The sequence below is a fragment of the Thermus altitudinis genome (assembly GCF_022760835.1).
Taxonomy (GTDB): Bacteria; Deinococcota; Deinococci; order Deinococcales; family Thermaceae; genus Thermus; species Thermus altitudinis.
In genome coordinates this window covers 42181-62752 of record NZ_JAKTNQ010000008.1, presented here as the reverse complement: position 1 = coordinate 62752, position 20572 = coordinate 42181, and the positions used below count along the sequence as shown (strand labels likewise).

Here is a 20572-nt window from a genome sequence, read left to right as displayed (position 1 = left end):
GGTAAAGATGAAACGGACCCTAACGGCTCTCCTCCTTATCGGCAGCCTGGCCTTGGCCCAGGCGGACGGCGCTAAGCTCTATGGTCAGTGCGCGGGGTGCCACCAGGCCACCGGGCAGGGGGTACCAGGCGCTTTCCCGCCCCTGGCAGGCCACGTTTCCGAGATCCTTAACCTCAAGGGCGGGCGGGAGTACCTGATCAAGGCCCTCCTCTGGGGCCTGCAGGGTCAGATTGAGGTCAAGGGCATGAAGTACAACGGAGCCATGCCCGCCTACAACGGGCTAAAGGATGAGGAGATCGCCGCCCTTCTCAACCACATCGCCACCGCCTGGGGCGACGACAAGAAGGTCCCCGGCTTCAAGCCCTTCACCGCCGCCGAGGTGAAGGCCCTCAGGGGCAACAAGCTCACCCCCCAGCAGGTGCTGGAGGAGCGGAAGAAGCTCGGCTTGAAGTAAGGAGGTCCAAGGGGGAGCCCTGGGGTCCCCCAGGGCTCCTTGTTTAATGGAGGGGTGCTGGAGCTATCCCTGCAAAAGGCCTTTCCCGGTTTCCGGCTCGCCCTGGAACTCTCGGCCAAGGAGGGGGAGGTGCTGGCCCTTTTGGGGCCATCGGGAAGCGGAAAGAGTACCCTGCTAAAGCTCATTGCCGGGCTGCTAACCCCAGACCGGGGCTTCGTGCGCTTCCAAGGCCAGGACCTCACCCCTTTGCCCCCGGAAAGGCGGGGGGTGGGGTTCCTCTTCCAGGACTACGCCCTTTTCCCCCACCTCACCGTTTGGGAAAACATCGCCTTTGGCCTGGTGGAAGCCCGCTGGTCCCGGAAGGAGCAGGAGGCACGGGTACGGGAGCTTCTGGTAAGAATGGAGCTTTCCACCCATGCCCAAAAGCGCCCACAAGAACTTTCCGGGGGCGAGCAACAACGGGTAGCCCTGGCCCGGGCCCTGGCACCCCGGCCCAGGCTTCTCCTCCTGGACGAGCCCCTGGGGGCCCTGGACCTGAGGCTGAGGGAGGAACTCCTCTTCTTCTTGCGCAAAACCCTAAGGAGCGAGGGCATCACCACCTTGGTGGTGACCCACGACCAAGGCGAGGCCTTCCTCCTGGCCCACCGGGTAGCGATTTTGAACCAGGGAAGGCTGGTCCAGGTTGGCCCCCCGGAAGAGGTGTACGCCAGGCCCCAGGATGCTTGGACTGCCCGCTTCCTGGGGCATAAGAACCTCCTTTCCCCCGAGGAAAGCCAGGCCCTGGGCCTTCCCCCCAGGCCCCACCTCCTGCCCCAGGCGGCCTTGCGCCTGAGAGGAGACCAGGAAGGGGTGGTGGAGGAGCGCCTTTTCTTCGGCAGCCGGGTGGGGCTTTGGGTACGCCTTAGGGGCGTGAGGGTGTACCTGGAGGCCCTGGATCCCCTCCCCCATCTGGAGGAAGGGGCCAGGGTCCCCCTAGGCCTGGACCTTTCCCAAGCCGTACCCTTGGAGGGATGAGGCGCTTCGCCCTTCTCCTAGGCGGGCCCCTTCTGGTAACGGCGGCCCTGCGGGAACGCCTAAAGGCCTACCGCTTAATGGCGGCGGATTCGGGCGCCCGGCATGCCCTGGCCCTTGGGCATCCCCTGGAGCTATGGCTTGGGGACTTTGACTCCAGCCCCAAGTGGCTGCACAACGCCCTTTCCGCTCCCAAGGAAGGGCTTCCCCGGGAGAAAGACCTTACGGACGGGGAAGCCCTGGTGCGCAAGGCCCTGGAGCTGGGGGCCGAGGAGCTCCTTCTCCTGGGCGGCATCGGGGGGCGGTTGGACCATACCCTGGCCCACCTGGAGCTTTCCTTCCTTCTGGCCCAAAAGGGGGTGCGGGTAGAGCTCACCGATGGGCTTACCCGGGCTTTCCCCCTCCTCAGGGGAAACCACATCTTTCCCTTGGAAGAGGGTACGCCCTTTAGCCTTATCCCCTTTTCCGAGGCTACCTTGGGGGTAGAGGGGGCGCGGTGGAACCTCCCCCCCACCCCCCTGAAGGCCACCACCCTCACCCTGGAAAACCAGGCCCTGGGGACCCTCCAGGTACGGGTGGAAAGGGGAAGGGCGGTGCTCTATCTGTTCTAGGCGCCTTGACAGGGGTTTACAGGAAGGCTACACTAGCTTTTGGCGTTAAGGCCAACGCCATACACCCCCACGGTGTAGCTTGGGCCGCTAGCTCAACCGGTAGAGCAACCGACTCTTAATCGGTGGGTTACAGGTTCGAGTCCTGTGCGGCCCACCAGAAGACCCCGGGAAACCCCCGGGGTTTTCCTTTACCATGGGGCCCATGAGGCTTCCCCAGACCCCATCCGACCTACTGGACCTGGATCTGCCCCGGGGTGAACCCTGGGGCTACGCCTTTGCCCAATGCCTTCTTAGGGCTCCCTGGGCCTGGCGGGCCCTTAGGCCCACCCCGGGGCTTATGCAACTGATACGGCAGGACCTCGAGGCCCTCTCCCAGGAGCTGGAACAGAGGCGGACAGCGTATCCCTTGTCGGACCTAGGGGAACGCCCACCCCACCCCGCCGAGGAGGAGGCCTTGGCCGCCCTCCTCGCCCGCAACCCCGAGGCCCTGACCCGGGTGCTTCAGACCCACGGCCCCTACCCTTTTGCCCTCTACCGGGCCTTTCGCTTTTCCGGCGAGGTATACCCCCGCACCTTCCGCCTGCCCCGGGAGGACGAGCTTATTGGCTACGAGGCCCAACTCGAGGCCCTTAAGGCCAACGCCCTTCGTTTCCTGTCGGGCAAACCGGCCCTCCACATCCTGCTCTATGGAGCCCGGGGCACGGGCAAAAGCACCGCCGCTAAAAGCCTCCTCCACCTTCCCCAGGCCCGCATGGTGGAGGTGGAACCCAAGGCCCTGGCTCACCTGGAAAACCTCCTGGAGAGGCTGGCCCTGGTCCCTCACCGGTTTTTCCTTTTCCTGGACGATCTTTCCCTGGACCCTGAGGAGGAGGCCTTCCACCACCTCAAGGCCCTCCTGGAGGGAAGCCTGGAAGGGCCTCCGGACAACGTCCTGCTTCTCGCCACCTCCAACCGCCGCCACCTGGTCCGCCACCAGGGGGAAAACCCCTTACCCGGGGCCGACCCCAGCGCCTGGGACGAGCTTCAGGACACCCTAGCCCTCTCCGAGCGTTTCGGTCTGGTCCTCACCTTCCCCCCCTTTGACAAGACCCTTTACCTGAAGGCCGTGGCCCACCACCTGGGCCGCTCCCTAACCCCGGAGGAGGAAAGGGAAGCCCTCCGCTTCGCCTTGCAGAAAGGCTTTTCCGGGCGGGTGGCCCGGCAGTTCGCCCTAAGCCTTCTCTAGGGCCCTCGCGTGCCGAAGGGCCGCTTCCACAAATCCAGCAAAAGGCGGGGAGGGGCGCATGGGCCGGCTCTTGAACTCGGGGTGGCTTTGCAAGCCCAGGAAGAAGGGGTGGTCCTCAAGCTCTATGGCCTCCACCAGCCCCGCCCCCCGGCCCCGCATCCCCGGGGTGGTGGCGGAGATCACCAGCCCAGCCCGCTCCAGCTGGTCCACATAGAGGGGGTTCACCTCGTAGCGGTGGCGGTGGCGCTCAAGGGCTTCCTCCTTGCCGTAGAGGCGGTGGAGGAGGGTGCCCGGGCGGATGCGCATGGGCCAGTCCCCGAGGCGCATGGTGCCTCCCAGGCCCTCCACCTCCAGTTGCTCGGGCATGAGGTCAATCACCGGATGGGGGGTATAGGGGTCAAACTCCGTGGAGTTGGCCCCCTTAAGCCCGGCCACGTTCCGGGCAAACTCAATGACGGCAATCTGCAACCCCAGGCAGATGCCCAAGTAGGGAATGCCCTTCTCCCGGGCGTACTGGGCTGCCCGCACCTTGCCCTCAATGCCCCGGACCCCAAACCCGCCGGGGACCAGGATGCCGGCAACATCCCGGAAGGCCTCGTCCAGGTCGGCCCCCTCGAGGCCCTCCGCATCCACCCACTTCACCTCCACCCGGGCCCCATGGCGGATGCCCGCATGCTTCAGGGCCTCCAGGAGGGAAAGGTAGGCGTCGGGCATCTTCACGTACTTGCCGGCGATGGCGATTCTTACGGTGCGCTCGGGGTGCTTAAGAACCCGCACCGCCTCCTGCCAGAAGGAAAGGTTGGGGAAAACCGGCTCCAGGCCCAAGGCCTTTTCCACCACCCGGCCTAGGCCCTGCTCCTCCAGAAGGAGGGGGATCTCATAGATGTGCTCCACGTTGGGGCTACTGAACACGTGGCCGGGGCGCACATTGGTGAAGAGGGCCACCTTCTTGCGCACCTCCTCCGGCACCGGCTTCACCGAGCGGAGGACCACGGCATCGGGCTGGATGCCCACACCCCTTAGGGTGGCCACGGAGTGCTGGGTGGGCTTGGTCTTGAACTCCTCGCTGGTCTCCAGGTAGGGGACCAGGGTGAGGTGGATGTAGAAGGTATTGGCCTCCCCCTCGTCAAAGCGAAACTGGCGTATGGCCTCCAGGAAGGGGAGGCTCTCTATATCCCCCACCGTGCCCCCCACCTCCACCACCACCACCTCGGCCCCCTGCTCCTCGGCCACCTGGCGGATGCGGTCCTTGATCTCGTCGGTGATATGGGGGATCACCTGCACCGTCTGGGAAAGGTACTCCCCCCGGCGCTCCTTCTGGATCACGGAAAGGTAGACCTGGCCCGTGGTGAGGTTGTTGCCCCTGGAGAGGTCCAAATCCAAGAAACGCTCGTAGTGGCCGATGTCCAGATCCGTTTCCGCTCCGTCGGCGGTGACGAAGACCTCCCCATGCTCGTAGGGGCGCATGGTGCCCGCATCCACGTTCACATAGGGGTCAATCTTGATGGCGGTAACCCGGTACCCCCGGGCCCGGAAAAGGGCCCCCAGGGAGGAGGTGAGGATGCCCTTGCCCAGGCTGGACACCACACCCCCGGTGACAAACACGTACTTCCTTGGCCTTTGGCTACTCTCGGAAACCCCGTTCACGGGACCCCAGCCTACCACATCTGGCAAAAGGACCTGGGGTTATGGTAAAGTTTTCTTTGGCGTTCTTGCGGGGTCCCCCGATCCCCCGGCAAGAACAGGGTGTATCGCTTAAGGAGGGCCCTGGAAATGCAGCCCAAGACGTACGTACCGGAAAAGATTGAACCCCGGTGGGTTCTCATAGACGCCGAGGGCAAGACCTTGGGGCGGCTGGCCACCCAAATCGCCACCTTGCTCAGGGGCAAGCATCGCCCCGACTGGACCCCCAACCTCCCCATGGGCGACTTCGTGGTGGTGGTGAACGCCGACAAGGTCCGCCTCACCGGCAAGAAGCTCAAGCAGAAGATCTACACCCGGTATAGCGGCTACCAGGGGGGCCTGAAGGAGATTCCCGCCGAGAAGATGCTTGCCACCCACCCGGAAAGGGTGCTGGAGCATGCGGTAAAAGGGATGCTACCCAAAGGCCCTCTGGGGCGGAGGCTCTTCAAACGCCTCAAGGTCTACGCTGGCCCCACCCATCCCCATCAGGCGCAGAAGCCCGTTAAACTGGAGGTCAAGTGATGGAGCAGTATTACGGCACCGGCAGGCGCAAGGAAGCGGTGGCCCGGGTTTTCTTGAGGCCCGGAAGCGGCAAGGTCACCGTGAACGGCCAGGACTTCCAGGATTATTTCCAGGGTTTGGTGCGGGCGGTGGCGGCCCTCGAGCCCCTGAGGGTGGTGGATGCCCTGGGGCGCTTTGACGCCTACATCACCGTGAGGGGGGGCGGCAAGAGCGGCCAGGTGGACGCCATCAAGCTGGGGGTGGCCCGGGCCCTTCTCCGCTACAACCCCGACTACCGGGCCAAGCTGAAGCCCTTGGGCTTCCTCACCCGCGATGCCCGGGTGGTGGAGCGGAAGAAGTACGGCAAGCACAAGGCCCGCCGGGCACCCCAGTACTCCAAGCGTTAGGTAAGGCGAGGTTCCCGCCCCTGGGAGAGCATCCCAGGGGCTTTTTCCAACTCCTCAAGGGCCTCCCGAAGCTCCCCTGGCGAGAAGACGTGGACCTTCTTGTGCCGCAAATAGACCAAGCGGGCCTCCGCCTCCACCCCCCAGGCCCGCCGCACCGCCTCCCAGTAGAGGGCCAGCTGCAACCGGTAGCGCCCGGGGTCCATGGTCTGGTCGGTCTTGTAGTCCTCCAGGTGCCACCGGTCCCCCACCCGGTAAAGCCGGTCCAGAACCCCGTGCCAGACCGTCCCCGCCAGGGGCAGGACCAAGGGGAGCTCGGGGTGGTCCTCGAGGCGCCCCTCCAAGGGAGGCAAGACCTCCCCCAGCATCTCCCGGTGGTTAAGGAGGAGGATCCGCACCTCAGCCAAAAGCCTTGCCCTTTCCTCCTCCGAAAAGGGCAAGGCCACCTCCTGCAGGAGAAGGGAGCGCATCTGGGCCTCGTCCTCCGGGTCCAGGTTGCGGGCGAGGGCGTAGTGGACCAAGGTACCCAGGGCGCGGGCAAACTCGGGCAAGACCTCGGCCTCCAAGGCCTCCGCCAAGGGCCAGGGCTCCCCCTCCGCCTTCTGGTAGGCGCTGGGGGAGTAGAGGGGAGGAAAGGGCTTGGGTTCCAAGGCCAAGGGGGCATAAGGGGCTGGGTGCAAAAGGGGCGCCGGCGGGAAGGAGGGCGAGGGGAAGGAAGCCCTAAGGGGGTGGACCCGTACCCTGGGGTCTTGGGACTCCGGGCCTAGGCCCAAGTCCATGAGGGCCTTGGCCCAAGGGCCTGGCCGGGAAGAGGCGCTTCCCGTGAGCAAAAGGACATCCCGGGCCCGGGAAAGGGCCACGTAAAGGAGCCGGATGGCCTCCTTGTCCTGGGCCTCCTTCAGGCCTTGCTTCACCCCCTGGTAGGCGGGCGTGCCCTTCAGGGCCACCTCTCCGCCGAGTCCAACCAGGAGGGAATCCTCCTGAAACCGCTCGTTCCGAGAGAGGTCAAACACCGCCACCACCGGCCATTCCAACCCCTTGGCGGCGTGCACGGTGAGGAGGTTCACCCCCTCGCCCCCCTCGGGGAGCTCGGCGGCCTCAGGGTCCGTGGCCCGCACCCTGAGCCACTCCAGGAGGGCCTCGAGGTCAGGAAAGCGCTCCGAGGCCGCCAGGAGGAGAAGGGTGTCCAGATTGGTGCGGGCCCTAGGGGAAAGCCGCCCCAAAAAGACCTCGTCCCGCACCAAGGCCTTAAGGGCCTCCAGGGGCCGCTTCCCGGCCAGCTCCCTCAGCCACTCCAGCCGGGCCTGGGCTTCGGCGGGGAGTTGGGAGAAAAGGTCCTTCCAGGGGGATTGCTGGGGTAAATCCCCCAACCTTCCCAAATCGGCGCCCACGAAAGGGCCCCGCAGGAAGGCCAAAAGGGAAAGCCGCTCCTCGGGGGAAAGGGGAGCCTCGGGTTCCAAAAGGCTCAGCCTAAGGGCATGGTAGATATCCCGCACCTCCGGGCGGATGAAGAAACTCCTTCCCCGGCGGATACCGTAGGGAACCCCCAGGGCGCGGAAGGCCCGTTCCAAGTAGGGAAGGCTATGGCGGCTTCGCACCAAAACCGCCATCTTTGGGAAGGCATACCCTTGGTCCCGTAGGGCCAGAAGCCTCCTTCCCAAGACCAAGGCCTCTTGGTGGCGCTTCCCATCCAGCTCCCCTTCCCCTCCCACCCAGTGCACCTCCAAAAACCCCCTTTCCGGCCGTCTAGGCCTCACCAAAACCCGTTCGGTTTCGGGGAAGAACCGCTCCACAAAGCGGTTCAGGAACTCGGCCAGCTCCCCGCTGTGGCGGAAGGTTTCGTCCAGAAAGCGAACCTCTTCAGCCCTCCCCAGGGCCTCGCGGAAAACCTCCACCCGGGCGTTGCGGAAAAGGTAGATGGACTGCTTGGGGTCCCCCACGGCCACCACCTTGGCCCCCTCCTCCTCCAGGGCTTGGAAAAACCGCCCCTGCAGGGGGTTTATATCCTGGTACTCATCCAGGAAGATATGGCTAAACCGCTCCACCACCCGCCTCACCGCCTGGGGGTTTTTCAGGAGGCGGAGGGCTTGGGCCTCGAGGTCCCCTGGCCCTAGGAGGTCTTGGGTACGGGCCTGGTACCTCCTAAGGACCTCCTGGAAAAGGGCATAAACCCCTTCCGCTCCCGGCAAGGGCCGGAAGCCCTCCGCCAGGGAGCGCTTTTCGTAAAGGGCGCGAAGAGCACCCAAAAGCCCTTCCTCCTCCCCGGGGTCCAGGCCCTTCAAGTAGAGGAGGCTGCGGGCCTCCTCCAGGAAGAGGGCCTCGGCAAGGAACTCGTCCAAGACGGCGAAATCGGGGTCCAGGGAGAGGAAGGGGGCCGCGTGGCGTAAGGCCTCGGCCATGAAGCCGTGGATGGTGGTGAAAAGGGCGCCATAAAGCTCCCGCTTGGCCGTCTCCCCCTCCCCATCCCCCAGGGCTTTAACTTCCTCCAGGATGCGTTCCCTAAGCTCCTCAGCCGCTTTACGGGTAAAGGTGAGGGCGGCCATGCGCCGCAGGGGCACCCCTTGGCGCAAAAGGGCCAAAAGCTCCTGGACCAAGGCATGGGTCTTCCCCGTGCCCGCTGAGGCCACGTAAAGCTTCACCTCTCCTCCTTTCGGCAGAGGTCTTCAAGGCCGCAGGCGTAGCAGTGAAAACCCGGCTTTGGGGGAAAAGCCCCCTTGAGCCAAAGGCGATAGGCTTCGTTCGCCTGTTGACGCACCTCCTCCACTGGCTTGGGCAGGGTTCCCGGGGTTTGACGGCGAAGGAGGGAAGGCTTTCCCATCCAAGGCCAGACCCAAAGCCTAACCTCGGCCACATCCTTGCGGCCCAGCAAGACCCCCAGGGCATACCACTCCGTCCAGCGCTTTTGCGGCCCCAAGTCAGCTTCCGCTCCTTGGGGCAACAGGCGGTAAAGGTGCAGGGTTTCCCCCTCCCGCCGCACCCCATCCAGGCGTAAGGGAGGTTTCCCAGGCAAGGTGGACCAAAAGCGCATCCCCTCCCAATGGGCCCGATGGGCCTCCAACCAGGGACCCACCTCGGGGTGGGCCAGAACCTCTCCCAACTTGGTGGGCAGGAGGTGCCACCCCAAGGCCCCATCCCGCCCCTTAAGGTCAAACCGCTCCACGTAGGCCCTAAAAGGGCAATCCCGGAAGCGGCGGAGGACCTCCAGGTGGGGCGGGGGCTCCCGCCCCGTGGGCAGGGGCGGGGTAAAGGGCAACTGGGGAAGGGCCTCGAGGCGGCTTGCCGGGGGCAAGGGCTCGGGCTTAACCCCCTTCTCCAAGGGCGGGTAGAGCCCCGAGGGGCCGGCCTCCGGGTAGAGGAGGAACACCTCCTCCCCCCGGGTGGAAATCTCCTTCCAGAAAAGGGAGTCAAGGCCCTTAAGGCGCCGGGGGAGTCCCTTTAGAAGCCCCCTTTCCCTAAGCTCTTCCAGGAGGAAGTAGTCCTCCCGCTCCCGTAGGCTATAGCGCCCCGCCACCCAGTCCAGCACATAGGCCCTTTTGACCCTTATGCCGAGGGCCCTCAAGGGAGGAAGCAGGGCCACCCCCCGGTTGGGCTCTGGGGGCAGGCTTTCGTCCAAAAGCAGGCTCCGCCACCAGGCCAAGGGATTCCCCCTATCGGCCCGTAGGGCCAGGCGCAGGCGGGCAAGGAAAGGCTCCTTGGCTTTGATCCCCAGGCGCTCCAAGGCTTCCTCGGCCCAGGCCAGAAGGTCGGGCCCCGGGGTGCGGAGCCCTTGGAAGGCCCGCCACTCCTCCTCAAGCCCTTCCCGCTCGGCCAAAGCCCCAAGGGCCTCCTCCCCCGCCAGACCCAGCCTCAGGGCCTTCCTCCCCAAGGCGGGAAACCCCAAGGCCAGAAGGTCCCGCCCCGTGGGGAAGGGGTTTACAAGGGCCAGCACCCTCTCTCCTTCCTCCGTGTCGGCCAAGGCCCTTTCCCGGCCATCGTAAAGGGGCAGGCCGTACTCGTCCTTGAGGAGGAGAAGCCCCCCGATGCGCTCCTCGGGAGCCACCACCAGGACCTCCCAGGGATCCAGGCCTTCCCCACCCAGCGCCTTGGGGGCCAGGGCCCGCTTTAAGGCCCTAAGGAGGTAGCGGACCTCCTCCACGGGGTTGGCCAGGGCCAGGACCTCCTTTTTTACCGGCCTAGGGGAAAGGGCTTTCCAGGGCACAAGCCCTTCTGGGAGGAGTTCCGCCGTGAGGAGGACCGGCACCTGCTGGGCCAGGCGCCTGAGGAAGCGGAGGTCCAAAGGACCCACCTCCCGAAAGCCATCCACCACCACCAGATCGGGCTTGGGGAAAAGGCGAAGGGGCACCCGGCCTGCCCGGTGGCGGAAGTCATCGTAGTCCAGGGCCTGCCCCTTAAGGCGTTGGTAGGCGAAGTAGACCTGCCTGAGCCTTCCCGCCTCCCCCTCCTTGGGCAGGGCCAAGGGGGAAAGGCCATAGCGTTTGAGTTCAGCGATGGCCCGGGCAAATAACCGCGCCTCCCCCGGGGCGATCCCCTCCCCGTAGAGGCTCCTTAAGGCCTCCCCCACCAGGGCCACCCTTCCCGCCCCGGGAAGCAAGGGCCCAAGCCGGCCCACCTCGGCCAGCACCCGGTAGTACAGGGCCTGGAAGGACATGAACTCCAGGCCCAGCACCGCCTCCTGCCCGCCGAAAAGACGGTAGACATAAGCCCTTTGGTGGGGCAGGCCCACCCAGTAAACCCTTCCCCGTCGCCTTAGCACCTCCAAGGCCCACTCCCGGGCCAAAGAGGTTTTCCCCGAGGCCGGAGGGCCCAGAAGGGGATAAAGGCCGGGCTTCATATGGGAACATTTTAAAACCGCAGGGCATTTGCCCTGCACTAAGCCTCAGGGCCTGCTATGCCCTTTTGCCCTGGGTTATGAGCTCCCTAGGGGGCTCCGCCGGCGTCCCTCTTGCTGAAGCCAGGGGGTGGTCTTAAGGGGTATCCCCGGCAGGAAGGGGTAGGGGGGAAAGGTCCTGGCCCAGGCGCAACACCCCCACCACCCGTCCCCGGTGGAGGATGAAGCACCGGTACTCCCCCGGCAGGACCACCACCCACCGGGCCAGGGAAAGCTCCCGCAAAAAGGGAAAAGGCCGCTTACGTATGGGCCGGCCCCTGGGGGGGCCCATGTGGGGCATGGGCCTATCCCCTTCCAGGGCCAAGAGGAGCAAGGGCTCCTTCTGGCCCAGAACCAGCAAAAAGGTATCCCCTTCCCGGTAAAGGGCCTGGACCTCGAGGACCCGCACCAGGGCCCCGCAGCGGTTTAGGACCTCTTCCGGGGCCAAAACCAGGGCCTTAGGGCCCCCCTCCCCCAGGGCCAAACCCCCAAGGCCGAGGAGGAGGACCCCAAGCCACCGCATCATGCCGCCATGGTAATCGGGCCCTGCCCGGGTAGGGTAGGGTTAGAAGCCGCGCTCCGCCGAGATCAGGGCCAAGGCCGCCCGCGCCAACAAGAGGGCCCGGCCAGGTTCCTTGGAGAGCCTATTCTTGGCCTCGGCCACCAGGTCCTTCACCAGGTTGTCCTGGGCCCGGTAGTAGGCCAGCTCCTTCTCCGCCCGGTCCACCGCCACCGGGGCCCTTTGGGCCAAGCGGGCACCTGGGTCTTGCCCTTTACCCGGGGGCAAGGCGTGGCCCCTAGGCCCATAGGGGTGGTGCATCCCCAGGCCCCTATGGGGCACGGGCCTTTCCACCCGGGCCCGCACCTGGGGCTCCCCTGGGGCAGCCCGGAAGAGGAGAAGGGCCGCCTGGGCCTCCCGTGCCGCCTTGAAGTAGTTCTTGGCCTCGTAGCTCTTCTCCGCCCGGGCCTTCACCTCCTTGGCCCAGGAGAGAAGCTTCTCTTCCCCCGTGGCCCCTTGGGCCACCGTTTCCAGCCGGGCCAAGGCCGCTGCCGCCTTGGCCGCCTGCCGGTAATCGGTGGCCTGGGCCAGGGAAAGGCCCGCCGCCAGAAGCAACACACCCGCCAACATCCTCCGCATTCCCATCACCTCCAAAGGGAGCCTAGCCCCCCTGGCTAAAGGGCGCATCGGGGGAAACCTTAAGGGAAGCTAAAGGCAGAAAAAGCCCCACCGCCGCCCCACCCCGGTTCTCCACCGCCGCCTTTCCCCCATGGGCCCGGGCCACCGCCGCCACTAGGGCCAGGCCCAACCCCGTGCCCTTTCCCCCATGGACAAAGGGTTCCAAGGCTTTCGGCAGGAGTTCTGGGGGAAAACCCGGGCCTGAGTCCACCAGCCAAAGCCACACCCCTTCCCCCTCCTTCCGCAGCTCCGCCCTTAGGGGAAGCCTCCCGTGACGGCGGGCGTTATCCACCACGTTTTCCACGGCCAAGGCCAAAAGCTCAGGGTCCGCCCAAAGCCTTTCCTCCCCCTCCACCCTTACGTCCCACTCCGCCAAAAAGACCTTGGGGTCCAGAAGGCTAGGCCGGGGGGGCGTGGCCTCCAGGCGGGATAACCGCAGAAGCCCCGAGAGCAAAGCCTCCATGCGCTCCGCTTCCCGCAAGGCCCCGTGAAAGGCCCTGGGTTCAGGCTGGCGCAACAGCACCTCCAGATACCCCTTGAGCGCCGCCAAGGGGTTGCGCAGCTCGTGGGAGGCATGGTGGGCAAAGCGCCTTGCCGCCTCCTCCTTTTCCGAAAGCTCCCGGATGAGCCCCGCCACCTGGGCTAGGCGGAGGTTCAACGCCTTCACCAAAGGCCCCAACTCCGCCACACCGGGATCGGGAAGAGGGCTTAGGTCCTCAGGCCTCCGCGCCTGGAGGAGCTGGGTAAGCCTGGCCAGAGGGCGAAGGGCCCAGGAAAGCCCCAAGGCCGAAAGGAGGAACACCCCAAGAAGCACCCCACCCCCCCAGGTGAGGTAGAGGAAAAGAAGCCGCCTTCCCAAACCCCTAACCCCTTCTAAGGGCACCGCCAGCCCAAACCCTCCTTCCTCCTTAGGTAGGGCCACGTACAAGGTCCCGTCCCTTACCCCCTGGTAAACCCTTCCCTCCGCCAAGGCCTGCAGGAGGTTCTTGGGCAAAGGCCAGGTACCCACCTCGGAGTAGGCCACCCGCCCCCTTTCCACCACAAACCCTACCCCACCGCCATAAACCTGGGCCAGGCGGAAAAGTTCCAAGAGCAAGGCCTCCTCTTCCCTCGCCCCCTCCTCCCCCAGAAGGTAGAGGCGAGTGTAAAGGGCCCGGCGCAGGTCCTCGCTGGCGGCCCTTTCCGCCTCCCTGGCGGAAAGGAAGGCTAGGGGCAGGGCCAAAAGCACAAGGGCCAAGAAAAGAAGGGCGAAAAGCCTGCCCCTAAGGGAGGAAAAGGCGGTAGCCATAGCCGCGCACCGTCTGGATGGGATTGGGCTCCCCCAGGGCCTTCCTCAAGAGGGAAAGGTGCACCTCTAAGGTGGCGGGCTCCACCTCCTCCCCCCATACCCTATGCATCAGGGCCTCTTTGGAAAGCACCTCCTCCGGTGACTCCAAAAAGGCCTTCAGGAGGAGAAAGGCCTTGGGGGGAAGGGAAAGCCGCCTTTCGCCGCGGAAGGCTTCCATGCGCTTTGGGTAAAGCCTGAGGTCCTTGTAGGCCAGCACCTCAGAGGGACCCTTGGTCCGGCGCACCAGGGCCTCGAGGCGGGCCAGGAGCTCGGAAAGGCTATAGGGCTTGACCAGGTAGTCGTCGGCCCCCTCCCTTAGGCCCTTCACCCGCCACTCCACGGCATCCAAGGCGGTGAGCATCAGCACCGGCACCTCTGACCGGGCGCGGATCTCCTTAAGGAGGGAAAAGCCATCCCCTTCCGGCAAAAGCACGTCCAAAACCACCACCTCTGCCCAGGGCAGAAGGCTTAGGGCCTCCTTAGGGTTTTCCGTGGACCGTACCTCGTGCCCCTCCAAGGCCAGGCCCAGCTCCAAGGCCTCCCGTACCCCGGGGTCGTCCTCCACCAAGAGCACCCTCATGCCGGATTCCGCCAAAGGGCCAGGGCCCGCACCGGGGCGTAGACCTCCAAAGGCGGCAAGGCCTCCCCGGTCTTCAGGTCTATGCGCTGGATGCGGCTCGCCCCGCGCCGGGCAGCATAGAGGATGCCCCCGAAGGGCAGAAGCTCCACCAGGCTCCTGGGGTCCTCTCCTTCCAAAAGGGGCAGGACATGGGAAGCCAAAAGCCTTCCGGAAAGGTCCACCACCCGCACCTTGGCCGCCTCCACATCGTAGAGGTAAAGCCTCTCCCCCTCCACCCCCACCCCGCCAAGGAGCCTTAGCTCCTCGCTTTCCTTAGAGCGGCGGAAGGCATAGCGGGATAGGTAGCGGCCATCCAAGGAGAGGCGCTGCACCTGCCGGTTGCCGTAGTCCAACACGAAGAGGAACTCCGAGGTGGCCACCAGAGCCTTGGGGTCTTGGAAGGTGCCCCGGCCCATTCCCTGACCGCCAAAGCGCTCCTGGTACTGGCCCTCTAGGTCCAGCCGGCTCACCGTGGCGGTTTCCGAATCCAGAACGAAAAGGCTACCATCCGCCACCGCCAGAGCTGTGGGAAAAAGGAACTCCCCAGGCTTCATCCCATAGGGGCCGGTGGATAGGAGAAGCTGGCCCTCGGGGGAAAAGCGGTGGAGGAGCTTGGCCCCATGCTCAAAAACCGCCATCCAGATCCCCCCTTCGGGATCGGCGGCCACCGCCAAAGGCGGGGCCGGGAAGTAGCCGGGGCCCGAGCCGATGCCGGAGATGAGCCGGGCGGCGGTACCCGAAAGGTCCAGAAGCCGCACCGTGCCCTTTTTGGCCTCCACCCCCACCAAGAGGTAGAAGGGATGGGGCAACCCCTTTTCCTCCTCCCAGGAGCCGGAGAGCACCTGGACCACCTCGTCCAGGGTGGGCCGCTTGGCGGGGTCCTTCTCCAGCATCTTCAGGACCAGATCGGAAAGAACCTGGGGAATCTGGGGATTGAGCTGCTTGGGAGGGGTGGGCACCTGGAAGATCTGCTGGTGGATCACGGTCTCGTACCCGCCGGTGAAGGGGGGCTGGCCGGTTAAGGCCTCGTAAAGGACGATCCCCAGGGAGTAAATATCCGAGCGGTGGTCCAGCTTTTGCCCCTTGGCCTGTTCTGGGCTCATGTAGACCGGGGTGCCGATCCGGGCCCCGGTGATGGTGAGGCGGGTGAGGACCTTGCCGGCGGCGATGCCGAAATCCATGAGCCGCACCCCCCTGGGGTCCACCCCCTCCTCCCTTAAGGCCCCCTTGAGGATCATGATGTTGCCGGGCTTGATGTCCCGGTGGACGATGCCTTGGGCGTGGATGTGCCTCAGAGCGTCGGCCACCCGGGCCAGGATGGCCGCCGCCTGCCTAAGGGAAAGGCGCCTTTCCTCAATGAGCTTGTCCAGGCCCTCCCCCTCCAGGTACTCCATGGCGATATAGTGGACCCCATCCACCTGGCCGTGGTCGTACACCTTGACGATGTTGGGGTGGTCCATCTTGGCCAAGACCTCCGCCTCCCGGTGGAAACGGCGCACAAAACGGGGGTCGCCCAGAAAGCGCTCCTGGGGAACCTTTAGGGCCACCAGGCGGCCCGTTTTCTTGTCCTTGGCCTTGTAAACGGTGGCCATGCCCCCCACGCCCACCTTTTCCAGGATCTCGTACTGCTTTTCCAGAGCCCGGGCCTCCTCGGTGGTCTTGGAGGCGGAGGAAGGCCGCCCCTGGGTGCGGGGACGCCTTGGGAACCGTCGCCGGGAACCCAGGTACACCCGGGGGGCCGCCAGGACCCCCAGGCCCAGGAGAAGCCAGGGGAAGATCACATCCGGCCGTACCCCCGTGGCCCAGGCAGCTCCCGAGAGGAAAAGCAAGAGAAACCCGAGGGGCCAAGGGGAGAGGCGTGAGGCCAAGGCCGCGGTAAGGAGAACCAGGAGGAAGGCCAGAAGCCCCTGCATCACTCCACCCGTAAGGCGATGGCGGTCACGTTATCGTCCCCGCCCCGGCGCAAAGCCTCGGCCATGAGGCCCTCGAGGCTCGCCTGGAGGTCCTTGCCCAAAAGCCACTCCTCCTCGGGGAGCAGGCCGTAGAGCCCGTCCGTGACCAAAAGCACCCCTTCCCCTGGGGCGAGGCGCACCTCCTTCAGATCAAAGCGGGCCTCGGGCAGACCCAGGGCTCGGGTAAGGATGTTGCGGTAAGGGTGGCGCTCGGCCTCGGTAGGGGTAAGAACCCCTTCCCTTAAGCGTTCCGCCACCCAGGAGTGGTCCTCGGTGAGCCGCTTCAGCCCCTTGGCCGTGAGATGGTAAGCGCGGGAATCCCCGATATGCCCCACCACCCCCTCCTTGAGCCAGTCCGCATAGAGAAAGGCGGTGAGGGTGGTGCCCATGCCCTTCTTGCCTAGCCTTTCCGCCTCCTTTTCCACCCGCTTGGCCGCCAGGGTAAAGGCCTTTTCCATTACCTTGGCCAGGCCCACCGCCGGGCGTCCACTCCTCAGGTGCTCGGCATAGGCCCGTACCGCCTCGGAGAGGGCCTCAATGGCCACCTTGCTGGCCCACTCCCCCGCCTCCATCCCCCCCATGCCGTCGGCTACCGCCAGGAGGAGAAGGTTGCCCTGGGGAACCTCCAGGCGCATCACCCGGTGGAAATCCTCATTGTTCTGGCGACGGCCCACATGGGAAACCGCAGCCACGGTGTAACGGGGGGCAAGGCGCATCGGACCCATTATAGGATGAGTAGGTGGAACACCTGGCCGACCTGGTGGACCTCTACGAGTACCGGGTGGAGGACCTGGTGGCAGGGCGCACCCCCAAGGGGGGCAAGAAGGCCCTTTTGGCACTCCGGGCCTTCCTGATCCAGTCCCGCCTGCCCGGCGCCCTGGCCAAACGCTTCCGCCAGGCCGATGCCCGTTTTAGGGCCTTGCGGCCAAGCCAAAGCCCTCCCCAGCCCGGGGAAACCCTTCCCCTGGACCTTCCCATCGCCATACCGGAAACCCCCGAGGAACCCAGCCCGGATACCTCCCCCTTGCGGGCCATGGCCTTAAAGGTATGGCGCCTCCTGACGGCACGGGAGGTGAGGGCCCGGGCCAAGGAGTTTCTCACCGGCAGACGGGAGGAACTAAGGCTCATCCATGCCTTCTTGCAAAACTACCTGGATTACCGGGAGAAGGAAACCTTCAAGCGGGACTTCAACCTCTCCCGCTTCCACCCCACCCACCCCATCCCCTCTCTTTCCGACAGCCTCATGGACCTCGAGGATCCCAAGGTGGCCGAGGCCTTGGTGCTGGAGTTTTTGGAAACCGCCCTGCGCCTTCCCCAAGACCTCCCCTTGCCCCCCGAGGAAACCCGCACCTATATACGCCGCTTCCTGAACCGCATCCTGGAGTGGGAGGATGCCTATGGCCTTCCTCCCAGGCGGGACCTCCTGCCCTTGAAAAAAGCCCTGGAGGAAGCCAAGCGCATAGGGGCCAGCACCCAGGAGATCGCCCGCCTGGAGGAGCGCCTCCGGAGGGAAGCCCAGGAGGAAAGGCGGCGGGAACTCCTCCTGGAGGACGAAAGGCGCCGCTTCCACGTGGCGATGGAAAAGGTGCTCTCCCTTCTCCAGCTCCTCCCTGCGCCCCAGGGGGAAACCCCTTGGCCCAAGGTCCCCGAGCCCGGCCAGGGGGAGGAAAGCCTTCTCACCCTGCCCCTGAAGCCTGGCCGCATCACCTTGGGCCCCCTCACCCTCACCCTAAGCCAGGTGGAGGGTAGCTGGCACTTAGGGATGGCAGGCGAGGACCACATCCTGGACGACACCTTGGTGATCCCCTGGGAGGATCTCGAGGTTCTGGCGGTGCGGGAAGGAAACTTGCTCCACCTGAGGCTCGAGGCCCGAAGCGGGCTAAGGCTTTACGAACTCCTCTCCGAAGGGCGGGTGCTGGCTCTTTTGCTGGATCCCACCCAGGACTACGCCTACCTACGCCTCCTCCGGGCCCTCTCCGCCCGCCTTAAGGGGGAGTTCAGCCCCCAGGCCTTTGGCCCGGAGCTGGCGGAAAAGTACCGACAAGCCCCCCCTGAGGCGCTTCAAGACTTTGCCCGGAAGGTTCTGGAACTCGCTAGCAAACGCCTGGGCGCTACCGACCCCCTTCCACTCCTAAAGGAGGTGGGCCAGGCCCTGGGGCAGGAGCGGGCAGCCCTGGCCTTGGCGCATGCCCTAAAGGAATACCTGGGCCGCCGTCCCCCCACCCGGGAAACCCTCGGGGGGGAGGTGCACCTCCTTTCCATCGGGGCCGAACCCCTGGCCCTCAAGGTGGGGCAAACCGTCCTTTCCGTACGTCCCAGGAACGCTTCCTCGGAAAACCCCCAGGAGGATGCCCTCTATGTGGGCCAGGCGGGCGAGGTACCCCGCAGGCTCAAGGACCTCCTGGTCTACCGCCTTGCGGAGGGAACCGTGGTCCTGGCCCGGGAGGGAAGGCGGCTGGCCTATCTGGTGATGGGTAACCCTTGACATAAGGGATTTCTTGATATACTCCCGGGCAAGGGGGTTTTATGAAAACTTTGCGACACAAGGCCTTCGCCCGCCTGATCCTCTCCTACCTGGTTTCCCAGGCGGGCAGTAAGGTACACCGGGTAGCCCTTCTGGTCCTGGTCTACCTGCTCACGGAAAACGCCCTTTGGGTTTCCCTCACCCTGGGGGTCCAACTTCTGGGTACGGTGGTCTTCTCCCCCCTCCTCTCCGCCTGGGCCGATACCCAGGACCGCAAGCGCCTCCTCGTCTGGTCCGATCTCCTTAGGGCGCCGCTTGTGGCCCTCATCCCCCTTCTTGGGGCCAAGAGCCTCCCCATCCTGCTCCTTCTCGTCTTCCTGATTGAGCTCCTGCGGGACCTGCACGACCCCATCCAAAACGCCGTGGTCCCCGACCTGGTACCCAAGGAGGAGGTGGACGAGGCCAACAGCCTGGTCCTCCTGGCGGACCGCCTTTCCGAGGTGCTCTTCGTGGGGGCCGCCGGGGTCTTGGTGGCCGCCGTGGGCCCGGCCTTTGCCTTCTATCTGGATGCGGCCACCTACCTGGCCTCAGGGCTCATCCTGATGGGCCTCCCTTCCCTGAGGCCCCAAAGGCTTCCCAAAGCCGCCTTTTTCGCCCGGGTGAAGGAGGGAATCGGCCACCTGGTGGGCCACCCCGCCCTCCGCCGGGCGGTGGGCACCCTGTTCGTGGCCGCCGCTTTCGGTTCTGTGGAAACCGCCTTGGGGGTGGTGCTGGCCATCAAGTGGCTTGGGGTGGGCTCGGCGGGGTTTGGCTTTATGGAGGCCGCCATGGCCTTAGGGGCCATCCTGGGAGGCCTCGCCATCCCCTATCTCCTTAGGCACACCCCCCGGGAAAGGCTTTTCCTCCTGGGGCTTCTCCTCTACGGCATCTTTGAAGCCTCCATCGGCGCCTTTCCCCTCTTCGCCTGGGTGCTCCTGGCCTTCTTCATCACCGGCTTCCTCAACATGGCCTTCATCGTCCCCGCCCGCTCCATCCTCCAGCTCAACACCCCCCAGGAGATGCGGGGGCGGATCTTCGCCGCCTTCGGTGCGGTGATGAACGCTGCCGTGCTTCTCGGGACCATGTGGGGCGGGGCCTTGGAAGGCCCCATAGGAGCCCCCACGGTGTTCCTCTTGGCGGGGAGCCTGGTGAGCCTGGCGGCGGCCTACACCCTCCTTACCGGGGGCATCCCCGCCCCCAAGGAAACCCCTCCCACCCAAGAAGCCTAGCTAGGCTTCCCTCAGCCAGCGGGCCGCCTCCAGGGCGTAGTAGGTGAGGATCCCCTGGGCCCCAGCCCGCCTTAAGGCGTAAAGGCTTTCCAGAACCGCCCGCCTCTCGTCCAGCCAGCCCTTGAGGCTTGCCGCCTTCAGCATGGCGTACTCCCCGGACACCTGGTAGGCGAAAAGGGGCTTGGAAAACCGCCCCTTAAGGGCCAAGAGCACGTCCAGGTAGGGCAGGGCGGGCTTGACCATGAGCATGTCGGCCCCCTCGAGGTCATCCAGCCCCGCCTCCCGCAAGGCATCCCAGAGGCCCGCCCTGGGGTCCATCTGGTACCCAGCCCGGTCGCCAAACTGGGGGGCGCTCCCTGCCGCCTCCCGGAAAGGCCCATAGAAGGCGGAGGCATACTTCACCGCATAGGAGAGGATGGGCACGTGGACGAACCCCCCCCGGTCCAAGGCCTCCCGGATGGCCCTAACCTGCCCATCCATCATGGCGCTGGGGGCCACCACATCCGCCCCCGCCTGGGCCTGGGAAAGGGCCGTTTTGGCCAAAAGCTGGAGGGTGGCGTCGTTATCCACGTGGAATCCCAAGGGGCCTTCCCGCACCACCCCGCAGTGGCCGTGGTCCGTGTACTCACAAAGGCAGGTGTCGGCCATGACCAAAAGCTCCGGAAACTCCCGCTTCAAAAGGCGGATGGCCCGCTGGACGATCCCTTCTTCCGCATACGCCCCGTGCCCCAAGGCATCCTTTTCCTCCTCGGGTAATACGCCGAAGAGGATGATCCCACCCAGGCCCGCCTTCAGCACCTCCTCCCCCAGGCGGGGAAGGTGGGCCAGGGGATGGCGGAAGACCCCGGGCATGGAGGAAACCTCCTCCGGCTCCCCCTCCTCCTTCACAAAGACCGGTAGGATCAGGTGCCTGGGGCTAAGCTCCACCTCGGCCACCAGGGGCCGGAGAAGGGGCGAACGCAGCCTTCTTGGGCGCTCCATGCCTTCCACTATACTCAGGGAGGAGGGA

At 65.5% G+C, this 20572-nt stretch carries 18 protein-coding genes and 1 tRNA gene; 9 read left to right on the top strand and 10 right to left on the bottom strand.

Annotated elements, in window-relative coordinates:
• Positions 1–7 precede the first annotated feature (7 nt).
• The 5 genes from L0D16_RS04565 to L0D16_RS04545 all read left to right on the top strand — a co-directional run bounded on the left by L0D16_RS04565 (position 8) and on the right by L0D16_RS04545 (position 3301).
• Positions 8–454: a c-type cytochrome gene (locus L0D16_RS04565; RefSeq protein ID WP_243030256.1), complete on the top strand. Its 447-nt coding sequence runs from the start codon at positions 8–10 to the stop codon at positions 452–454.
• 54 nt (positions 455–508) lie between these two features.
• Entirely contained in the window at positions 509–1468 is a 960-nt protein-coding gene (locus L0D16_RS04560) for an ABC transporter ATP-binding protein (protein WP_243030255.1), read from the top strand.
• Positions 1465–2076, top strand: a complete 612-nt coding sequence (locus tag L0D16_RS04555) for a thiamine diphosphokinase (protein ID WP_243030254.1) — start codon at positions 1465–1467, stop codon at positions 2074–2076. Before L0D16_RS04560 ends, L0D16_RS04555 begins: the two co-directional genes overlap by 4 nt.
• 81 nt (positions 2077–2157) lie before the next feature.
• Positions 2158–2233 (top strand) — tRNA-Lys (locus L0D16_RS04550).
• A 36-nt stretch (positions 2234–2269) separates the two neighbouring features.
• Complete coding sequence (locus L0D16_RS04545) at positions 2270–3301, top strand: DUF815 domain-containing protein (protein WP_243030253.1); 1032 nt, start codon at positions 2270–2272, stop codon at positions 3299–3301.
• Here the strand turns inward: L0D16_RS04545 and L0D16_RS04540 are convergent.
• The gene (locus L0D16_RS04540; protein ID WP_243030252.1) at positions 3287–4948 is read right to left on the bottom strand and encodes a CTP synthase; all 1662 of its coding nucleotides are present in this window, start codon (positions 4946–4948) and stop codon (positions 3287–3289) included. The genes L0D16_RS04545 and L0D16_RS04540 overlap by 15 nt on opposite strands.
• A gap of 126 nt (positions 4949–5074) precedes the next feature.
• Here L0D16_RS04540 and rplM point away from each other — a divergent pair, with 126 nt between their 5' ends.
• Both rplM and rpsI read left to right on the top strand, forming a co-directional pair.
• Complete coding sequence (rplM, locus tag L0D16_RS04535) at positions 5075–5506, top strand: 50S ribosomal protein L13 (RefSeq protein WP_114312893.1); 432 nt, start codon at positions 5075–5077, stop codon at positions 5504–5506.
• Entirely contained in the window at positions 5506–5892 is a 387-nt protein-coding gene (rpsI, locus tag L0D16_RS04530; RefSeq protein WP_243030251.1) for a 30S ribosomal protein S9, read from the top strand. Before rplM ends, rpsI begins: the two co-directional genes overlap by 1 nt.
• On the opposite strand, the gene L0D16_RS04525 is transcribed toward rpsI, so the two are convergent.
• The 8 genes from L0D16_RS04525 to L0D16_RS04490 form a co-directional block, all read right to left on the bottom strand.
• Complete coding sequence (locus L0D16_RS04525; protein ID WP_243030250.1) at positions 5889–8528, bottom strand: UvrD-helicase domain-containing protein; 2640 nt, start codon at positions 8526–8528, stop codon at positions 5889–5891. The genes rpsI and L0D16_RS04525 overlap by 4 nt on opposite strands.
• Positions 8525–10720, bottom strand: coding sequence for a PD-(D/E)XK nuclease family protein (locus L0D16_RS04520; protein WP_243030249.1), 2196 nt, complete (start codon positions 10718–10720; stop codon positions 8525–8527). The genes L0D16_RS04525 and L0D16_RS04520 overlap by 4 nt, the downstream gene beginning before the upstream one ends.
• 133 nt (positions 10721–10853) lie before the next feature.
• Positions 10854–11279, bottom strand: a complete 426-nt coding sequence (locus L0D16_RS04515; protein ID WP_243030285.1) for a hypothetical protein — start codon at positions 11277–11279, stop codon at positions 10854–10856.
• Between the two features lie 42 nt (positions 11280–11321).
• Positions 11322–11894, bottom strand: coding sequence for a hypothetical protein (locus L0D16_RS04510; RefSeq protein WP_243030248.1), 573 nt, complete (start codon positions 11892–11894; stop codon positions 11322–11324).
• Positions 11895–11916: 22 nt separating this feature from the next.
• Entirely contained in the window at positions 11917–13221 is a 1305-nt protein-coding gene (locus L0D16_RS04505; RefSeq protein ID WP_243030247.1) for a sensor histidine kinase, read from the bottom strand.
• Entirely contained in the window at positions 13196–13840 is a 645-nt protein-coding gene (locus L0D16_RS04500) for a response regulator transcription factor (protein ID WP_243030246.1), read from the bottom strand. The genes L0D16_RS04505 and L0D16_RS04500 overlap by 26 nt, the downstream gene beginning before the upstream one ends.
• Entirely contained in the window at positions 13837–15792 is a 1956-nt protein-coding gene (locus L0D16_RS04495) for a protein kinase domain-containing protein (protein ID WP_243030245.1), read from the bottom strand. Before L0D16_RS04495 ends, L0D16_RS04500 begins: the two co-directional genes overlap by 4 nt.
• Entirely contained in the window at positions 15792–16547 is a 756-nt protein-coding gene (locus L0D16_RS04490; RefSeq protein WP_243030244.1) for a PP2C family protein-serine/threonine phosphatase, read from the bottom strand. Before L0D16_RS04490 ends, L0D16_RS04495 begins: the two co-directional genes overlap by 1 nt.
• 23 nt (positions 16548–16570) lie before the next feature.
• On the opposite strand from L0D16_RS04490, the gene L0D16_RS04485 reads away from it, so the two are divergent.
• A complete protein-coding gene (locus L0D16_RS04485) occupies positions 16571–18316 on the top strand; it encodes a hypothetical protein (protein ID WP_243030243.1) in 1746 nt (581 codons plus the stop codon).
• Positions 18317–18357: 41 nt separating this feature from the next.
• Positions 18358–19563: an MFS transporter gene (locus tag L0D16_RS04480; RefSeq protein ID WP_243030242.1), complete on the top strand. Its 1206-nt coding sequence runs from the start codon at positions 18358–18360 to the stop codon at positions 19561–19563.
• Here L0D16_RS04480 and hemB read toward each other — a convergent pair whose 3' ends face one another.
• Positions 19564–20544, bottom strand: coding sequence for a porphobilinogen synthase (gene hemB / locus L0D16_RS04475; protein ID WP_243030241.1), 981 nt, complete (start codon positions 20542–20544; stop codon positions 19564–19566).
• Positions 20545–20572: the final 28 nt, after the last annotated feature.

Bases quoted from the DNA above. Each gene is read 5' to 3' on its own strand.
- L0D16_RS04520 (WP_243030249.1), bottom strand. From the start codon at position 10,720: ATGAAGCCCGGCCTTTATCCCCTTCTGGGCCCTCCGGCCTCGGGGAAA.
- L0D16_RS04500 (WP_243030246.1), bottom strand. From the start codon at position 13,840: ATGAGGGTGCTCTTGGTGGAGGACGACCCCGGGGTACGGGAGGCCTTG.
- L0D16_RS04510 (WP_243030248.1), bottom strand. From the start codon at position 11,894: ATGCGGAGGATGTTGGCGGGTGTGTTGCTTCTGGCGGCGGGCCTTTCC.
- L0D16_RS04515 (WP_243030285.1), bottom strand. From the start codon at position 11,279: ATGCGGTGGCTTGGGGTCCTCCTCCTCGGCCTTGGGGGTTTGGCCCTG.
- rpsI (WP_243030251.1), top strand. From the start codon at position 5,506: ATGGAGCAGTATTACGGCACCGGCAGGCGCAAGGAAGCGGTGGCCCGG.
- L0D16_RS04545 (WP_243030253.1), top strand. From the start codon at position 2,270: ATGGGGCCCATGAGGCTTCCCCAGACCCCATCCGACCTACTGGACCTG.
- L0D16_RS04480 (WP_243030242.1), top strand. From the start codon at position 18,358: ATGAAAACTTTGCGACACAAGGCCTTCGCCCGCCTGATCCTCTCCTAC.
- L0D16_RS04555 (WP_243030254.1), top strand. From the start codon at position 1,465: ATGAGGCGCTTCGCCCTTCTCCTAGGCGGGCCCCTTCTGGTAACGGCG.
- L0D16_RS04495 (WP_243030245.1), bottom strand. From the start codon at position 15,792: ATGCAGGGGCTTCTGGCCTTCCTCCTGGTTCTCCTTACCGCGGCCTTG.
- L0D16_RS04490 (WP_243030244.1), bottom strand. From the start codon at position 16,547: ATGCGCCTTGCCCCCCGTTACACCGTGGCTGCGGTTTCCCATGTGGGC.
- L0D16_RS04565 (WP_243030256.1), top strand. From the start codon at position 8: ATGAAACGGACCCTAACGGCTCTCCTCCTTATCGGCAGCCTGGCCTTG.
- rplM (WP_114312893.1), top strand. From the start codon at position 5,075: ATGCAGCCCAAGACGTACGTACCGGAAAAGATTGAACCCCGGTGGGTT.
- hemB (WP_243030241.1), bottom strand. From the start codon at position 20,544: ATGGAGCGCCCAAGAAGGCTGCGTTCGCCCCTTCTCCGGCCCCTGGTG.
- L0D16_RS04505 (WP_243030247.1), bottom strand. From the start codon at position 13,221: ATGGCTACCGCCTTTTCCTCCCTTAGGGGCAGGCTTTTCGCCCTTCTT.